This window comes from Amycolatopsis sp. 2-15 (assembly GCF_030285625.1).
GTDB lineage: Bacteria > Actinomycetota > Actinomycetes > Mycobacteriales > Pseudonocardiaceae > Amycolatopsis > Amycolatopsis carbonis.
The window spans coordinates 4,717,512-4,734,707 of sequence record NZ_CP127294.1 but is presented as its reverse complement, the minus strand read 5'-3'; the positions used below and the strand labels follow the sequence as shown (position 1 = coordinate 4,734,707).

At 68.5% G+C, this 17,196-nt stretch carries 12 protein-coding genes; 5 read left to right on the top strand and 7 right to left on the bottom strand.

All coding sequences use genetic code 11. From position 1 onward, the window contains the following. Positions 1-140: 140 nt before the first annotated feature. From QRX50_RS23415 to mobA, 6 genes are read right to left on the bottom strand one after another with little or no spacing between them, the layout of a single operon-like run. Positions 141-2,048: a molybdopterin biosynthesis protein gene (locus tag QRX50_RS23415; RefSeq protein WP_285974044.1), complete on the bottom strand. Its 1,908-nt coding sequence runs from the start codon at positions 2,046-2,048 to the stop codon at positions 141-143. Next, on the bottom strand, positions 2,045-3,265 hold the full coding sequence (locus QRX50_RS23410) for a molybdopterin molybdotransferase MoeA (protein WP_285974043.1): 1,221 nt from the start codon (positions 3,263-3,265) through the stop codon (positions 2,045-2,047). The genes QRX50_RS23415 and QRX50_RS23410 overlap by 4 nt, the downstream gene beginning before the upstream one ends. Beyond that, entirely contained in the window at positions 3,262-4,992 is a 1,731-nt protein-coding gene (locus QRX50_RS23405; RefSeq protein ID WP_285974042.1) for an NAD(P)H-dependent oxidoreductase subunit E, read from the bottom strand. Before QRX50_RS23405 ends, QRX50_RS23410 begins: the two co-directional genes overlap by 4 nt. Beyond that, complete coding sequence (fdhF, locus tag QRX50_RS23400; protein WP_285974041.1) at positions 4,989-7,946, bottom strand: formate dehydrogenase subunit alpha; 2,958 nt, start codon at positions 7,944-7,946, stop codon at positions 4,989-4,991. Before fdhF ends, QRX50_RS23405 begins: the two co-directional genes overlap by 4 nt. 51 nt (positions 7,947-7,997) lie before the next feature. After that, positions 7,998-9,800, bottom strand: a complete 1,803-nt coding sequence (locus QRX50_RS23395) for an aldehyde ferredoxin oxidoreductase family protein (protein WP_285974040.1) — start codon at positions 9,798-9,800, stop codon at positions 7,998-8,000. 38 nt (positions 9,801-9,838) lie between these two features. Then, entirely contained in the window at positions 9,839-10,687 is an 849-nt protein-coding gene (gene mobA, locus QRX50_RS23390; protein ID WP_285974039.1) for a molybdenum cofactor guanylyltransferase, read from the bottom strand. Between the two features lie 212 nt (positions 10,688-10,899). Between mobA and QRX50_RS23385 the strand changes: the two genes are divergently transcribed. Beyond that, a complete protein-coding gene (locus tag QRX50_RS23385; protein WP_285974038.1) occupies positions 10,900-11,556 on the top strand; it encodes a helix-turn-helix transcriptional regulator in 657 nt (218 codons plus the stop codon). Positions 11,557-11,587: 31 nt separating this feature from the next. Next, complete coding sequence (locus tag QRX50_RS23380; RefSeq protein WP_285974037.1) at positions 11,588-12,085, top strand: DUF3291 domain-containing protein; 498 nt, start codon at positions 11,588-11,590, stop codon at positions 12,083-12,085. A gap of 825 nt (positions 12,086-12,910) precedes the next feature. On the opposite strand, the gene QRX50_RS23375 is transcribed toward QRX50_RS23380, so the two are convergent. Beyond that, positions 12,911-13,141 carry a recombinase family protein gene (locus tag QRX50_RS23375; protein ID WP_285974036.1) on the bottom strand — a complete coding sequence of 77 codons (231 nt, stop codon included), beginning with the start codon at positions 13,139-13,141 and terminating at the stop codon, positions 12,911-12,913. A gap of 38 nt (positions 13,142-13,179) precedes the next feature. Between QRX50_RS23375 and QRX50_RS23370 the strand changes: the two genes are divergently transcribed. The 3 genes from QRX50_RS23370 to QRX50_RS23360 all read left to right on the top strand — a co-directional run bounded on the left by QRX50_RS23370 (position 13,180) and on the right by QRX50_RS23360 (position 17,155). Beyond that, the gene (locus QRX50_RS23370) at positions 13,180-15,999 is read left to right on the top strand and encodes a glycosyl hydrolase (RefSeq protein WP_285974035.1); all 2,820 of its coding nucleotides are present in this window, start codon (positions 13,180-13,182) and stop codon (positions 15,997-15,999) included. Between the two features lie 125 nt (positions 16,000-16,124). Beyond that, positions 16,125-16,571 carry a glycosyl hydrolase 2 galactose-binding domain-containing protein gene (locus QRX50_RS23365; RefSeq protein ID WP_285974034.1) on the top strand — a complete coding sequence of 149 codons (447 nt, stop codon included), beginning with the start codon at positions 16,125-16,127 and terminating at the stop codon, positions 16,569-16,571. 398 nt (positions 16,572-16,969) lie between these two features. After that, complete coding sequence (locus QRX50_RS23360) at positions 16,970-17,155, top strand: integrase core domain-containing protein (RefSeq protein ID WP_285974033.1); 186 nt, start codon at positions 16,970-16,972, stop codon at positions 17,153-17,155. Positions 17,156-17,196 lie beyond the last annotated feature (41 nt).

Here is a 17,196-nt window from a genome sequence, read left to right as displayed (position 1 = left end):
GAACAGCAACCTGATCAGCACGTGATGACTCCTCAGTTGGATCCCGGCGCGGCTCGGCCCCATGATGGACCGTTTCGGATCGTGTCAGAAAGAGCCGGATATTCCCATGCGCCAGCAGATCGACTTCTGTCGAGATCGACTCAACGGATGCGTTCGCCCGTCTGGGCGCAGGAGTAGCCGCCGAGTTCCTCGACGCGCGCGCGGAAGCCGGGGTCCGCGAGCAGTGTCCACAATGGCGCAAGAAGTTCGTGCGACACGTCCTCGGCCCGCAACACGAGATCGTAGGGTTCCTGTGCGACAGGCACGAAGTCGAGGCCGAAGGCGCGGGCCGCGGCGAGGATGCCCAGCCCGGTGTCGGCGCGGCCGGCCGCGATCGCGGCGGCGACGGCGAGGTGGGTGTGTTCCTCGCGGGCGTAGCCCGGGATGGCGGCGGGGTCGAGGCCGCGGCGGCCCAGTTCGTGGTCGAGCAGGGCGCGGGTGCCGGCGCCGCGCTGGCGGTTGACGTAGCGCACGCCGGGCCGGGCGAGGTCGTCGATGTCCTTGAGGCCCAACGGGTTTCCGGGTGCGACAAGGAGTCCCTGGTCCCGGTGCACGAGCCGGATCACCGCGGCGTCGTCGCCGAGCAAGCGCTGCACGTACGGCAGGGTGTACTCGCCGGTGGCCGGGTCGAGCAGGTGTGAGCCGGCGAGGTGGCACAGCCCGTCGCGCAGGGCGACCAGGCCGCCGAGTGAGCCGACGTTGGAGGAAGCCAGCGTCACGAGCGGGTCGGCGGCGCGCAGAGCCGAGGCGGCGAGGTCGAGCACGAGGTCGTGCGAACCGATCGCGACGATGGTCCGGTCGATCTCGGCGAGCCCGCGCAGCAGCTCCACGCGGACCTCGGTGCCGGCGTGGTGCCCTTCGACGCCGGCCGGGACTACGAGGAGCCCGTCGGCCCGCACGAGCGAGGTGAGCACACCGGCGCCGCGCGGGAGCGGCGTTGCGACGACGTGGTCCTGCACGCGGCCCAGCCGCACCCGCACCCAGTCGTCCATCCCGACCACCGACGGCAGTTTCCGGGCGAGCCGGGCCATTGTCGAGGGGCGTTCGCGGGGCGCGGCGCCTTCGAGCTCGGCCAGCAGGGGCGCGGCGAAGATGTCGAACGTCAACGCCGCTGACACCGGATAGCCGGGCACACCGAGGATCGGCGTGGCCGGTTCCTCGGTGACGGTCCCGAGCACCACCGGATGCCCCGGCCGCACCGCGACTCCGTGCACGGCAACGGTTCCGGCCTCGGCGACGACGCGGGCGGTGTAGTCGTCACGGCCCGCGCTGGATCCCGCGATGAGCAGGACCAAGTCGGCTTCGCGCGCCGCCGTGCCCACGGCGGCGGTGATGGCGGCCGGGTCGTCGGCGACGATGGCGGTGACCCGGGCGTCGCAGCCGACCTCGCGGGCCTGCGCGGCGAGCATGACCGAGTTGGTGTCGGCGATCTCGCCCGGCTCCAGTTCGGTCCCGACGGGCCGGATCTCGTCGCCGGTCGGGATGATCACGACGATCGGGGCCCGGCGCACGGCCAGCTCGGTCACGCCGGCGGCGGCACTGGCGGCGACGTCGACCGGGCGCAGGCGGTGTCCTTCGGGCAGCAGCAGCTCCGCGGCGCTGATGTCTTCCCCGATCGAGCGCACGTGCTGATACGGCGGCACCGCCGTGTGCAGCTCGGCACCTTCGGGCGTGTGGTGGACGTGTTCGCGCATGACCACCGCGTCGTACCCGGGCGGCAGCGGGTCGCCGGTGTCGACGACCTCGAAGTCCTTCACCACCACCGGCGCCGTCTCCGAGGCCCCCACTGTGTCGGCGGCACGCACGGCGATGCCGTCCATCCCGGACGAGTCGAACGCCGGTGAAGACCTTCGCGCCCACACCGGTTCGGCCGTGACCCGGCCGACCGCGGCACCGACGGGGACCCGGACCGCCTCGACCCGGGCCGGGCATCCGGCGGCCGCCCGCGCTTCCCGCCAGGCCGCGTGGGCCTCGGCGGCGGGGACATCGGAGATGAACGGGCTGTTCATGCGTACAGCGTGACATCGACGTCGTGGCCACCGTCGAGCCCCGTGGCCGGTTCGGGGACGACCACGTACCCATCCGCGCGGGTGAGCACCGACAGCAGCGCCGACGGCCCGAACAGCGGCTCGGCGACACCGTCACGCACGCGCACCTGGACCACGTCGAGCCGGCCGGCGGCCGAGGCCAGGTCTCGCGACAGCAGCGCGCGCGTCGAAGGCCGCGGGGGCGGGATCTCGCAGCCGCTGAGCCGCCACAGCACGGGAATCCCGATCTGCCCGAACACCACCAGCGCGGACAGCGGGTTGCCCGGCAGGCCGATCACTGGGACCCCGCCGCACTCGGCCAGCAGCGTCGGCTTCCCCGGCTTGATCGCCAGCCCGTGACACCAGACCTCGCCGACCGCGGCGACGGCGCCCGCGGTCTCGTCCCGGGCCCCGACCGACGACCCGGCCGACACGACCACCAGGTCCGCCCCGGGCAGCACCTGGGTCAGCTTGTCCTTCAACGCCCCGGGTTCGTCCGAGACGATGCCGGCGAGTACCGGTTCGCCTCCGGCTTCGAGCACCAAGCCGGCCAACGCGGACGCCGTGGCGTCCCGCACCTGGCCCGCCGCCAGCGTGGCGGTGTCGGGCGGGACGACCTCGTCCCCGGTGGAGATGATCACGACCCGCGGCCGCGTGTGCACGGACACGGTCACCACGCCCGCAGCGGCCAGCAGGCCCAGGTCCGGGGCCCGCAACGGCCGTCCGCCGGGGACGAGCGGCGCGCCGGTGGCCACGTCGTCGTCGGCGCGCACGAGCCCGCCGCCCGGCGCGACCGGCCGGGTGACCTCGATCGTGCCCGGCATGGTTTCGGCGGTGAACTCCACCATCACCACCGCGTCGGCCCCTTCGGGCAGCACACCGCCGGTCGGCATCGCCACGCAGCCGCCCGGCCGCACGGACACCGTGGGCGCGGCGCCCATCCGTACCGCGCCGAGCAGGTCGAGGTAGGACGGCAGGCCGTCGGAGGCGCCGTAGGTGTCCGCCGCCCGGACCGCGAACCCGTCCACTGTGGACTTGACGAAGCCGGGCAGGGCGTGCGGCGACGGGATGTCCTCGGCGGGCACGCGGTGCAGTGCCTCGGACAACGCGACCGCCTCGACCGCGGTGCGATGCGCCGGACGGAACCCGGCAAGGGCCTCGGCGACGGTGCGGGTGGTGAAGAACTCGCGTCCGCTCACCGATCCGGCTGGTCCTTCGCGCCGTCGGGCTTCGGGTGCGGGCGGGCCGCGGCGCCGCCCTTGGCCAGGCCCAGCACCGAAACGACCGGCCCGAGCGCGACCTGGCCCAGTCCGCAGATCGACGTTTTGCGCATCGCCTCTTCCAGCTGCAGGATCTTCCCACGCCCGGCGTCGTCCAATTCGGAGCGCGAGTCGAGCACGCCGCTCAGCAGCGTGTGCGCCTTGGTGGAACCGACCCGACAGGGCACACACTTGCCGCACGACTCGTTGCGGAAGAACCGCAGCACGTTCGTCGACGCGGCCAGCAGGTCGGTCCCCTCGGCCAGCACCACCAGGGCGCCGGAGCCGAGCATCGTCCCGGCCTCGGCCAGTGAAGCGAAGTCCAGCCGCAGGTCGAGCCGATCGGGTCCGATGAAGTTGGACGACGCCCCACCCGGCTGCACCGCGCCCACCGGTGCGCCGTTCAGCACACCGCCGGCGGTGTCGATCAGCTCCCGCACGGTGGTGCCCATCGGCACGCAGTACACGCCCGGGTTCGTCACGTGCCCGGAGACGGCGAAGAACTTCCAACCCACCGATTCGCCGATGCCCTGCGCCTGCCACCAATCCGCGCCACGTTGCAGGATCACCGGCACGTCGGCGAAAGTCTCCACCGAATTGATCAGGGTGGGCCGGCCGTGCAGGCCGTAGTTGCCGGGGAACGGCGGCTTGTTGCGCGGTTCGCCGCGGTGGCCCTCCATGCATTCCAGCAGTGCCGTCTCCTCGCCGAGGATGTAGCCGCCCGGGGAGACGAAGATGTCCAGCTCCAGCCGGCGCCCGCTGCCGTACGCGTCGGGCCCGATCACCCCGGCCTCGCGCAGCGCGGAGATCTCCTCGCGCAGCACGTGTTCCTCGGGGCCGTACTCGTGCCGGATGAACACCCAGCCCTGCTCGGCGCCGACCACGGCCATGCCCAGCAGCAGCCCTTCCAGCACCAGGTGCGGCTGCTCGGCGAGGATCTGCCGGTCCTTGAACGTGCCCGGCTCGGACTCGTCGGCGTTGCAGATGGCGTACTTCACCGTGCCCGGCTGGGCGCCCGCGACCAGGCTCCACTTCTGCCCGGTCGGGAAGCCGGCGCCGCCCATGCCGCGCAGCCCGGAGTCTTTCAGCGTCGCCACCACGGACTCGGCACTGATCTCACCGGCCAGCAACGCGCGCAACGACCGGTAGCGGCCGCCCACCTCCGAGCCCTTCGAGTAGGGATCGTTCGGCCACGGCTCCTCGCGCCGCACCGGCGACGCGGGCCCGACTCCCCCGCCGCGCGCGGCGGTGACCAAAGTGTCCACTTCGGACACCGGCGCCGGGTGCTCGTTCACCGCGGCCGCGGGCGCGGCGTCGCAGCGGCCCAGGCACGAGACCTCGACCAGCTCGACATCGGTGTCTTCGCTGTACTGCTGCTTGATCTCCGCGATGCGGTCCGCACCAGAGCGCAGCCAGCACGACAGATCGTGGCAGACGCTGATCTGCACCTTTTTCGGCGGTGTGGTGCGGAAGTGCGGGTAGAACGAGATCAGGCCCTCGATCTCGTACCGCGGCCGGCGCACGTCGCGGGCCAGCTCTTCCAGCTCCTCGCGCGGCAGCCAGCCCAGCCGGGCCTGGATCGCGTTCAGCGCCGGGATCAGCGACGGGCCGGGGAACTTGCCCGCCCGCGCCTCGACGCCGGGCACCCGCTCGGGACTCAAGGTCATTCCGCGACTCCTGCCGCCGTGACGGACTCCGTGTGCGCTGCGCCCAGAGCCTCGACCTGGATCGCGCAGAACTTGAACTCCGGGATCTTGCCGTACGGATCGATCTCGTCGATGGTCAGCAGGTTCGCCGCCGCTTCCCGGAAGTGGAACGGGATGAAGCAGTTGCCGAGCTGTTCGCGGTGCGAGATCCGCACCTGCAGCTCGATCACCCCGCGCCGCGACCGCACGCGCGCCCGTTCACCGTGGGCCAGGCCGCGGTCGGCGGCGTCCTTCGGGTGCATGTACACCTCCGGGATCGGGGAGATCGAGTCCAGCGCGAACGAGCGCCGGGTCATCGACCCGGTGTGCCAGTGCTCCAGCAGCCGGCCGGTGTTGAGCACCAGCGGATACTCCGCATCGGGGAGTTCCTTGGCCGGCAGCCATTGCGCGGCGACGAGGTGGGCCAGGCCGTCGTCGGTGTTGAAGCGCTCGTCGAACAGCACCACCGTGCCGTCCGTGTGCTCCGGATCGGCGTTGGGGTAGAGCTTGCCGGACAGGCCGAGGTTGTCGTGGCGCAGGTTCTTGTACGAGGGCATCAGCGCGACCATCTCGTCGAAGATCTCGCTGGGGGCCGAGTAGTTCCAGTCCAGGCCGATCCGCCGCGCGATGTCCTGCACGATCTCCCAGTCGACCCGCGCCTGCCCGGGCGGGTCCATGACCTTGCGGCCCAGCTGCACCCGCCGGTCGGTGTTGGTGTAGCTGCCGTCCTTCTCCAGGTAGGACGACGCGGGCAGGATCACGTCGGCGAACTCGGCGGTCTCGGTGAGGAAGATGTCCTGCACCACGAGGAAGTCCAGCGCTCCCAGGGCTTTGCGGACCTTGTTGATGTTCGGGTCGGACAGGAACGGGTTCTCCCCCAGCATGTACATCCCGCGCACGCCACCGGGCTTGAGCACCGAGCCGATGATCTCGGTGACGGTCAGCCCGCGCTTCGGATCCAGCGTCGTACCCCAGGCCTGCTCGAACCGTTGCCGGGTGCCGTCGAGGTCGACGCCCTGGTAGTCCGGGTAGAACATCGGGATCAGACCCGCATCGGAGGCGCCCTGCACATTGTTCTGGCCGCGCAACGGGTGCAATCCGGTGCCGGGCCGGCCGACGTTGCCGGTGATCGAGCACAGCGCGATCAGGCAACGGGCGTTGTCGGTGCCGGTGGTGTGCTGGGAAATGCCCATGCCCCAGTAGATGACGCCCGCGCCGGCCTCGCCCCACTCGCGGGCGACCTCGCGGATCAGGTCGGCGTCCACGCCGGTGATCTGCGCGGCGCGCTCCGGCGGGTACTCGGCGACGGTGCGCGCGAGCTCGTCGTAGCCGGACACGCGCTCGGCGATGAACTCGCGGTCGATCATCCCGAGCCGGATCACCTCGTGCATGATCGAGTTGTAGAACGCGACGTCGGTACCGGGCTTGACCTGGCAGTAGTAGTCGGCGTGCTCGGCCACCGTGCTGGCGCGCGGGTCCACGTACACGATCTTGGTGCCGCGCCGGCGGGCCTGTTTGAAGAACGAGCTGGCGACCGGGTGGTTCGCCGTCGGGTTGGACCCGGTGATGATCACGATGTCCGCGTTGGCCACGTCGCTGTAAGTCGTGGACACCGCACCCGAGCCGACGCCCTCGAACAGCGCCGCGACCGAGGAAGCGTGACACAGCCGCGTGCAGTGGTCGACGTTGTTGGTCCCGAACCCGGCGCGGATCAGCTTCTGGAAGAGGTAGGCCTCCTCGTTGGAGCACTTCGCCGAGCCGAACCCGGCGATCGCGCCCGGCCCGCCGCTCGCGTGAATCTCCTTGAGCCGCCGCGCGACGAGGTCCAGCGCCTCGTCCCAGGTGGCCTCACGGAAGTGCGGCATGACCTCGTCGTAGTCGACCAGGCCGCCCGGCTTGCGCCGGCCGTCGCGGCCACGCTTCTGGCTCCGGCCGCCACCGCTGCGGTTGCCGCCGCCTCCGCCCCGCCCACGGTCGTTGTCGGCGTCGCCCCGCACGTCCGCGGACAGCGGGCCCTTCGGGTACGACGAGTCGATGCGGATGAGCGGCGTGGTGAGCCGTTGCGGTGAGGCGGCGTAGTCCCAGCCGTAGCGGCCCTTGACGCACAGCCGGCTCTTCGACCCGGGCTGGTCGCGGCCCTCGGCAAAGGAGATCGCGCCGCGCTCGCGGTCGACGTAGTAGGTCAGCGCACAGCCGACCCCGCAGTAGGGGCAGACGCTGTCGACGGCGTCGAGCTGCTCGCGAGGCTGGATCGGGATGAGGTTGATCGCCTTGTTGGTCAGCGCGCCCGTCGGGCAGGCCTGCACGCACTCGCCGCAGGTGACACAGGAGCTGGACCCCATGGGGTCGTTGAAGTCGAATGCGATCTTCGTGGAGTAGCCCTTGCCGGAGCGGCCGATCACGTCGTTGCCCTGGATGTCGTCACACGCCCGCACACAGCGGTCGCAGAGGATGCAGGCGTCGTGGTTGACGCCGATCACCGGGTTGGACAGGTCCGTGCCGCGTCCGGATCCGCAGGGCAGGTCGGTGGTTTCCTTGGCGACGTCGAAGCGGTCGGCCAGCTCCAGCAACAGATTGTCGCCGGTCGTGGTCTGCTTCGGGTCCTCAGCGCGGTCCGGCTGGTCCGACAGCAGCAGTTCGGTGAGGGTCGCGCGATTGCGTTCCAGCTCGGGCGTGCTGGTCTTGACTTCCATGCCGTCCTCGCACGGGCGCACGCACGCGGCGGCGAACACGCGGCCGCCGGTGTCGACCACGCACATCCGGCACACACCGACGGGGTCGTAGCGCTCGTTGTGGCACAGCACGGGAATGTCGACGCCGGCCTGCTGAGCCGCGTTGTAGATGCTCGTCCCCTCGGGCACCGTCACGGAGTGGCCGTCGATCGTGGTGGTCACCGTGCGCACCGCGGTGGCCGGCTCGTCGACTGTCGTCATCATTGACCTCCGTCGCAGGCGAGCGGATGTTGCATACAACATACGCTCGTATAGTCAGGCGTCGAGGAGAAGATCGGGCAAGTCGCTCGCGCGCACCCGTCCTTCCTCATCGAGCCCACGGGCAACGTAATAACTGTCGACCATGGCCTGCAATTGCTGCGCGGTCAACGTCGCGGCACGACCGGACACCAGTTCCAGCGGCGTTTCCAGCATGCGGGGCGGCAGGGTGTCGTCTTTCGCGGTGGCCCCTTCGCGCTGGTTGAACGCCCGCTTCGCGCGCACGATCCGCGCCGCCGTGGCACGCAGTTCGGCCGCGTCCACCGGCCAGCCGGTGACCAGGGACAGCAACGTGGCCCACTCGGCGAACGGGTCCTCGAACACCCCGCGCAGGAACTTGCACAGGATCATCGAATCCATCACCGCGGCCCGGTCTTCCGTGCCGATCGCCGCGCCGACGTGGGCCGCGCCGCCGCGGAACCGGTTCACCTCGCCCGAGAGGTCGGCTTCGTAGGCGCCGGACCGGTTGTGGTCGGCTCCGCGCGCGTTCACCGCCAGTCCCAGCGCCATCGACTGCAGGCTGCGCGGCTCGTAACCCGGCAGCTCCAGGCCCTTGACCTGCGGGGCGAAGCCGATCGAGCCGTGCCCGACGATCCCGGCCGCGCGCCGGGACCCCCGGGCCAGGAGCTCACCCAGCCCTTCCTCGCGGGCGCCGATCGCCTCGAGGGCCCGCAGCAAGGCGGCGCCGTCGCCGAATTTCAGCCACGGCTCGTCGATGAGGCCACGCTCGACGCATTCCATGGCCCAGGCGATCGTGCCGCCGGCCGAAATCGTGTCCAGGCCCAGTTCATCGCACTTCGCGCTGGCGGCGAACACGTCGTCGGGATCGGAGACGCCGCACAGCGGGCCGAGGGCGAACACGTTCTCGTACTCCATCCGCTGGCTGCCGCCGCCCTTGCGGGAGTAGATGTGCTCGCATCCGATCGAGCAGGACGCGCAGCTGTTGCGGGCCACCCCGCGCAGCTCGTGCAGCTCTTCGGCGGCCAGCCTCGGCGCACCGTCGAAGGTGGCCGCGGTGAAGTTGCGGGTCGGCAGGGTGCTGACGGCGTTGAACGCCAGCAGGTTCGCCAGCGTGCCCAGCTCCCGGTACTTGGCGGTGGCCGGGCCGAAACTGCGTCGGCGCAGGTCTTTCGCCGCGGCCAGCACCCCGGCCTGGTCCGCGACCGCCACCTTCGTCGCCGACCGCACGAGAATCGCCTTGAGGTTCTTCGCGCCCAGCACCGCGCCGAGCCCGCCGCGCCCGGCGTGGCGGCCGTCGTGGCTGATCGTCGCGTAGCGGACCTGGCGCTCCCCGGCCGGCCCGATCGCCGCCGTGCGCCAGCCGCGCCCGAACCGTTGCCGGGCCTGCGTTTCGGCGTCGGCCGCGGACAACCCGGCCAGCTCCGGCGCCGGTTCGAGCCGCACTCCGTCGCCGTCGACCAGCAGCACCGACAAGCGCGCGGCGCGACCGCGGATGACGAGGGCGTCGTGCCCGGTCAGCTTCCCGGCGATGGCGAACTGGCTCGACGCCAGCGCGTCGGTCAGCAAGCCGGTCAGGGGCGATTTGGCGACGACGGCGAACTTCGCGCTCGTGGTCAGCGGCGTGCCCACGAGCGACGAGAACACGAACGCCAACGGCGCTTCCGGAGCCAGCGGATCCACCCGCGGCGGCGCGAAGCGGTGCAGCAGCCACGTACCCAGTCCGACACCGCCTAGGTACGCGCGCAGCACGCGCTCATCCAGCTCGCACGTCTCACTGGTCGCCGTGTCGTCACCGACATCGACGATCAGTGCCCGCCCGAAAAAGCCTCCCGGCGTCATGCTTCGACTGTAGGCCCGTTCGAGCGGTCGTGGCACGGTCAGCCGCCGGCGTCCGCCGACAGGAACGCCACCGAATCCCCCGTCACGAGCGGCAGTAACGGATCGCGCGTCACCTGCTCACCGTTCACCGCGGCGACCACGTGCCGGTCCAGCGCCAGCCCGGCCAGCTCGGCTGCCGCACCCAACGTGGCCGCCCTGCCGGTGCGCGGCCGGTGCCCGTCCTTGCCCGCCAGCGCCCCGAACCGCTCGACCGTCACCTCCGGCGCCGGGCGGCGCCGCACCTCGGCGTAGTCCTCCGGCGTGTTCACGTTGAGCACCGACTCCAGCTCCGGGTCGAGCCCCGCCAGCGCCCGGTCCGCGAGCAGCTCCGTGTCCTCGAGCTGGGCGACGGTGCAGTGCTTGAACAACATCCCCGGCCGCAGGTCGCCCTCGCCGATCAGCCCGGTGATCAGCCCGGCCAGCGACGTCCGGTATCCGGCCGCCAGCGGCTGCCGGAACCCCCGGGCCACCGGCATCACCATGTCCGCACCCGTCTCCGCCAGCCCGCGCAGCACTCGCCGCACCCACGCGGGATGCAGCAACGGCATATCGGTCGAGCACACGAACGCCACCTCGGCCCGCTCCGCCACGGCCGCCAACCCCGCCGCCACACCCTGCATCGGCCCGAGGCCCTCGACCGGATCCTCGACAACCTCGACGGACACCGGCAGATCGGGCAACACCTGCCCGGCCGCCGCGACGACCACCACCGGGCCGTCGATCACCCGCCCCAGCAAGGCACACGTGCGGTACAGCAACGTCGAGCCGTGCCACTCCAGGCCCGCCTTGGGCCGCCCCATCCGCGACGATCGCCCACCGGCAAGCACAACACCCGCCTCGGTCTGCATCTGCCGGAGGATAGCCGCGAGTCACGAACGGTGGCGAGAAACAGCCAAGCCGACCGCGATGCCGTCGAGCCCGTGCGGTGCATGACGTCGCGACCGTCCGCATCGCGCTGGACAAGGTAAGTGGACCGCCGGGGTCAGCGGGGCGAGGGCTTCGGCAAGGATTGCCCCGGGCACTCTCTAACAAACATCTCTGTTGTTCTTAGAATGGCTGCGTGGAGGACATCGAAGCGATCGCCATGCTGCAGGACCCCGTCCGGCGGCGGTTGTATGACTACGTGGCAGCCCAGGACCACGAGGTGAGCCGGAACGAGGCGGCGGAGAGCGCCGGGATCCAGCGCACGCTTGCCGCGTTTCACCTGGACAAGCTCGTGGACGCGGGGCTACTGGAGACCGACAGCAGGCGGCTGAGCGGGCGTACGGGCCCCGGCGCCGGGCGGCCGGCCAAGCTCTACCGCAGGTCCGGCGCCGAGCGCCAGTTCTCGGTTCCCCCACGCGATTACCGCACCCCCGCCGATCTGCTGGCCGAGGTCGCCGAGGCCGCCCGCCTGGACACCGAACTGCAGGCCGCCGCTCGGCGCGAGGGGCGAGCCGCTCGCGCCGCCGCGCCGGTCGACGGTCTCGACGCAGCGAAGGTTCTGCTTTCCGCTCGCGGCTACGAGCCTCGCCTGGACGACGACCGGGACGCCTTGCGCCTGGCCAACTGCCCCTTCCACGCCCTCTCCGAGCGGCATCCGGTGCTGGTGTGCGGCATGAACCTGGCGCTGTTGGAAGGGCTGATGGAAGACGCCGCAGGGCTGCAGGTCCGTATGGACCCGCGACCCGGGATGTGCTGCGTCGTCGTCGAGCTCTCTAAAAATAATGTGAGTTGACATAGAAATGCCGTGGTGGTGAGGTGAGGGCATGACGGGACACCACCTCGCCCAGCTCAACGTGGGCACGTTGAAATTCCCCCTCGACGACAGCCGCGCGGACGGCTTCACGTCCATGCTCGACCCGTTGAACGAGGTCGCCGACAACGCGCCCGGCTTCATCTGGCGACTGGTTGAGGACGGCGGCACCGACGCCACCGCGATCCGGACGTCGCTGGGCGACGACGTTCTGGTGAACCTGTCCGTCTGGGAGAGCCGGGACGCCCTGTGGGACTACGTCTACCGCAGCGGCCACCTGGACATGCTGCGCCGTCGGGCGGAATGGTTCGAGCCTCCGAAGGCGCCGTTCCAGGTGATGTGGTGGATCCCCGCCGGGCACATTCCCACCGTCGAGGAGGCCGTCGAGCGCCTGGAACTGTTGCGCGAGCAGGGCCCCATGCCGTGTGCCTTCGGTTTCAGGGACAGCTACCAGCCCGCGGACGCCGACTCGGCACTATGGCGACCGGTGGCCGCCACAGCCAGGACGTAGGCAGATCACCGCCCCACGGAGGAAATCCGCGCCTCCCGTCCTTCTCGTTCACGTTGCCGATACGCCTGCGGACGGCGTCTCCGGGTCCCCACTGGGTTCGGCCCTGTCGACTTTCAGCATGTCCGGGATCGTTCGTTTTTCCTTCAGCTACGAAGATTACGCCCGCTTGCTCGGGTAGCTCAGCCACGAGATCGTCTTCGGCCGGGAGTTTGGCTCCGCGTAGCGCCGGCAGGTGCCAGCCCACCGCCGGGCGACCCGCGAAGCCTCTGGACGGCACAGGTCCTATTTCTCCATGAAACCTTTCAACCCGGGACCTAACCAGGGTTCCCTGGGAATGTCAATGTAGGCCAATTCCGAATCCGCGGAGAGGTTCTCCCTACCAGTAATTCCGTTACCCGTGACGCGACATGTGCTTGACAACGGTCGCGCGAAGGTTGGAAACTAGAGCGACTCGAACTTGAAACGTTTAAATTCTTCGAGCCCTCAACGGAGAGGCCAGTGACTGCGTACGGCACCATCGCGGGTGTGCCGCGCCGACGAAAGGCGCGCGGGCCCGCTGCCGCGGTCGCCTTGTGGCGAGCGCCGCCCGGCGACGGCAGCAAGACCGTTGCACCACACCTTCCACCCCCACCCGCGTCTCGTCGAAGGACAGTTGATGTCCGCGACCCGTGAGCGGCCTCGAGGACCTTGCCCAGGTGCGGTAGGTGGCGGGTCGAGTGACACCGACATCAGCGAGGTCCGGGCAACGGTGTAGCGGCATTCTCCGCCGTCGCCGCGCTCGTCGTACAGCTACTCGGCCAACTGCACCCGGCGGGGCCTCGAGCTTCACTTTCTGCCCGCCGGTGCTGCCACGCGCGCGCGGCGACCAGGCCGTCGGTGGTGGCGTTCGGGCATCAGGGCGTCCTCGAACTTCCTGACCGCGCCGAGGAAGTGGAAGAACATCCGCCCGACCGCGGTGGAGGTGTCGATGCCCTGGTCGAGCACCGCCAGGCCCACCGCGATCGCTTGCCATTTCGTCCGGCCGTACGGCGTCGCAACGCTCCCAGATCCACTCACCAAGCAAAAACCGTTCCCCGCCTGTCCCAGGAGGACCGATGGAAGACAGCAATCCCGGCTTCGACCGTAGAGATTTTCTCAAGATCAGCGGCGGTGTCGGCATGGCGCTGGCGCTCTCAGGTCTGGCCGGTGCCGGCTCTGCCCAGGCTTCGTCGACCAGTGCCGCCGACAGGTTCATCAAGGCGCAGCACGCGCTCCTCGACAACCCGGAAGGCAAGTACCGGCCGGGAACGCGGTGGTGGCTGGCCGAAGGACTGCACACCGACGCGACCATCAAGGCCGACATGAAGACCCTCCACGACATGGGCATCGGCTCGGTGGAGATCGTCTGCATGCCTGAGCCCAATGTGGACAGCGACCTGAGCGGCACGGTCTTCGTCAGCAACACCACGGGCAAGACCCCGCAGCAGATCTACAGCTGGGGATCTGATGAGTGGAAGAACGACACGAAGCTCATCATCCAAGAGGCCAACAAATACGGCATGGGCTTTTCCATGACCAGCGGTACGCACTGGGCGAACGCGAACCTGCCCATCGAAAACCTGAAGTTCGATGACGACGGCGCCGGCAAAGCGCTGGGCTACGCCATCCAGACCACGACCGGCGGCACCGCATTCAGCGGCACCCTGAAGCGCTCACTGATGACAGTGGCCGGAACCGTGCGGCAGGATTTGATCTCCGTAGTCGCAATACAACGAGCAGCAGACGACACCGGCTCGGTCACCGCCGACGGCAGCATCTCCGGCACCATGAGCTACACCGACAAGTCGGTCGTGCTGACCGACAAAGTCACCCTCAACGGCACCCCGGTCGCCCCGAGCACCATGAAAGACCCCACCGGCACAGCACCGTATGCCCTGACCTGGACGCCGCCGGCAGGCACCGGGACGTGGGACATCTACGCGTTCTGGATGCAGGCAACCGGCCAAGCGCCGACACCCTCGGCCACGCAGAACGTGACCATCAACTACATCGACCCAGCCGGCATGCAGGACTTCATCACCTACTACAAGAACCACATCTTCAATGACCACGAGCTGAAAAAAGCCATCATCGACAACGGCCGCGGCGAAATGTACATGGACTCCTTGGAGATCTCGACCAGCAACTCCAACGGCGGCGAATTCTGGGGCTCCACGCTCATGAGCGAATTCCAGAAACGCCGCGGCTACAGCCTCGAACCATACCTACCCTACGTCATCAGGAAGGACGGCAGGGCGGGCTTGACGTCGTTCCTGGTCACTGGGGCCGACCAGGTGACAGTGAACAAGATTCGCAACGATTTCTTCGAGACGATCACCGACATGTACACCGACAATGTTCTCAAGCCGCTTCGGGCCTACCTGAACGACGACATGAACATGAAGCTGCGGGCTGAGATTTCTTACAACGTGGGCTATGAGATCACTACGCCGGCCCAGAGCGTGGACTACGTGGAAACCGAGTCACTCGATTTCGGGAACCAACTGGATTCGCAGCGGACGTTGGCGGGCGCGGCCCACGCTCATGGGTTGCGTTACTCCAGTGAAACCGGGGCGATCAGCGGCGAAAATTACACCTGGCCGCAGGATCGGTTCATGCAGATCATCAACACCCAGTTCGCTTCCGGCGTCAGCCACACGGTTTTCCATGGCTACGCGAGTATTTCCGGTGCCGACTCCAGCGACCCGTCAAACCCATGGGACGGTACGTACTGGCCAGGCCACGAAGGCATGTACGCCCGGTACTCGGAACGGTGGGGCCCACGTCAGCCGGAGTCCACGCAGTACACCGACTACATGCCGATGATCGCACGCACCCAAGCCGTGCTGCAGCAGGGCAAGCCACAAATGGACCTGGCGATGTTGCGCACCGACTACGCCTTCAACAGCGACCACCCCCACCCCGACTTCATGCGACACCGGAGGGCCAACTACTTCAAGGACCTCGAACTCCAGGACAACGGGTACACCTACGAATACTTCGCACCCGAGATCCTGGAGAACAAGAGCGTCAAATACAGCAAGACCGATGGCCTGATTCCCGAAAACGTGGGGTACCAGGCGGTCGTCATCTACCAGGATTCCATCCGGTTGAAGAGCGCTGAAGCGATCTACCAGCTCGCTCGACAGGGTCTTCCGGTTGTCATCGTCAACGGTCTGGTCGAGACGCTGAGCGCGACCAGGAACTACCTGAACCCCAGGGCGGCAGTCCACACCCTCGGCAACGACGGTACCGACGCCGAACTGGCGAAGGTGATGGCACGGCTGAAGAAGCTCCCGAACGTCAAAGAAGTCAGCGCGAACGTTCCCCAGAGCGCGACCAACCCCGACCCGAGCGCCGAGGACTACGAAGAAAAGTACTACTACGGCAAGACCGGGGTCTACGACGCCCTGAAGCGGCTAGGAGTGCGACCGCGCGCCGAATTCGCCACACCGAACCGAACCGTCCTCATGGCCATGCGCAGGACCAAGGACACCGTGTACGTGTGGGCCTACAACTTCATGGAAAAGCGCGGCGACTACTTCAACAATCCCATCGACGCCGAGACCGTGACGACGACCATCAGCGTCGACGCGGTCGGCAAGCCATACCGCATCGACACCTGGTCAAGCGACATCGAGGCACTTGCCCTGTACATGACCTCCGGTGGACGCACCTCGTTCGACGTGACTCTCGTACCCGGACAGACCACGGTGATCGCCATCGACCTGAAAACCAAGACCCCGGCGCCCCTGCGAAGCACCAACGCACCACAGGGCGTCGTGACCGCCGACGGCGTGGCCATTCTCGCCACCAATTCCGGCCAATACACCGCAAAACTGGCCGACGGCACCACTGTGACCAAGAAAATCTCCGTACCGGCCACGTCGACCTGACCAACGCGCCATGGAACCTGGTCCTCACCAGCTGGACACCCGGAGACAAGAAGACCCTGACCGAGGCACGTAAGGGCTACACCACCAAAGAGGTCTACTACACCACAAAGAAGACCGAGATCAACGTGGGCACGACCGGGCTCATCCCCTGGAAGGACATGACGTTCACAGCCCAGGAACCGGCGTCGGTATCGGGTGTCGGCACCTACAGCACCACATTCCGCCTGCCCGGTTCGTGGAATCCCGCAAACGGTGCCTACCTGAACATCGGCTCCACCGATGGCGCCCTGGCCCAAATCTGGATCAACGGAAAGAAGATCCCCGGCTACGACTTCATCGCCGGACGCATCGACGTGAGCTCCGCCCTGAAAGCCGGCACCAACACGATCAAGATCGAGGTATCGAGTTCACTGCGCAACCAGATGAGGGCCCTGGGCTACCCCAACCTGCCCGCCGCCAACACCGTCGCCGGTGCAGTCGCATCGTACGGCCTGCAAGGCAACGTCTCACTCGAGACCTTCACCGTCGCGGTAGTCGAACGCCCGGGTCATTCCAACCAAGCCGGGCAGTGATCTTCCTCCCGCGCTGATCACCACAACCACGGGGGTGGTCTCGACGCTGATGAGCGCCGAGACCATCCCCGCTCCGGCGACGTCGTGCTCGGCAAATGGGCTGATCTGCCGGAGATCTCAAATATTTGGCGGGTGCAGATACGTCAACGGTCGGTCCCTGCCCGCCTGTCCGACATCGGTGAGCAAGGCCCCCATCGAGCGAGCCAGAACGCTGGAGCAAATCTGGCGCGGCGGTACGTTGCCGCTCGACGGCACCGCCGCTGGCAACGTCGGCGTTCTGCCGCACGTCGGTCCGATTTCGACGTTTTCCCCGTACCCGGCTCGGCGATGGGGCGGCCAACCACCATCCGCAGCTTCGTCACGTCCGCACCAGAATCCGGAGCCCGCAGACCAACGGCGTGGTCGAACGGTTCTTCGGCACCCTGAAATACGAGCACCTCTACCGCGCGATCATCGGCGATGGCAACGCCCTCGCTGTCGAACTCGGCCTGTTCCGCCGCACCTACAACACCCCGCGGCCCCACCAGACCCTCGACGACAGGACGCCGCGGCAAGTGTGTGTCACCGGCACGGGGACCCGGTAATCGACCGTCCCGTTGGGGGATCCCTTACCTACACAGCCTGA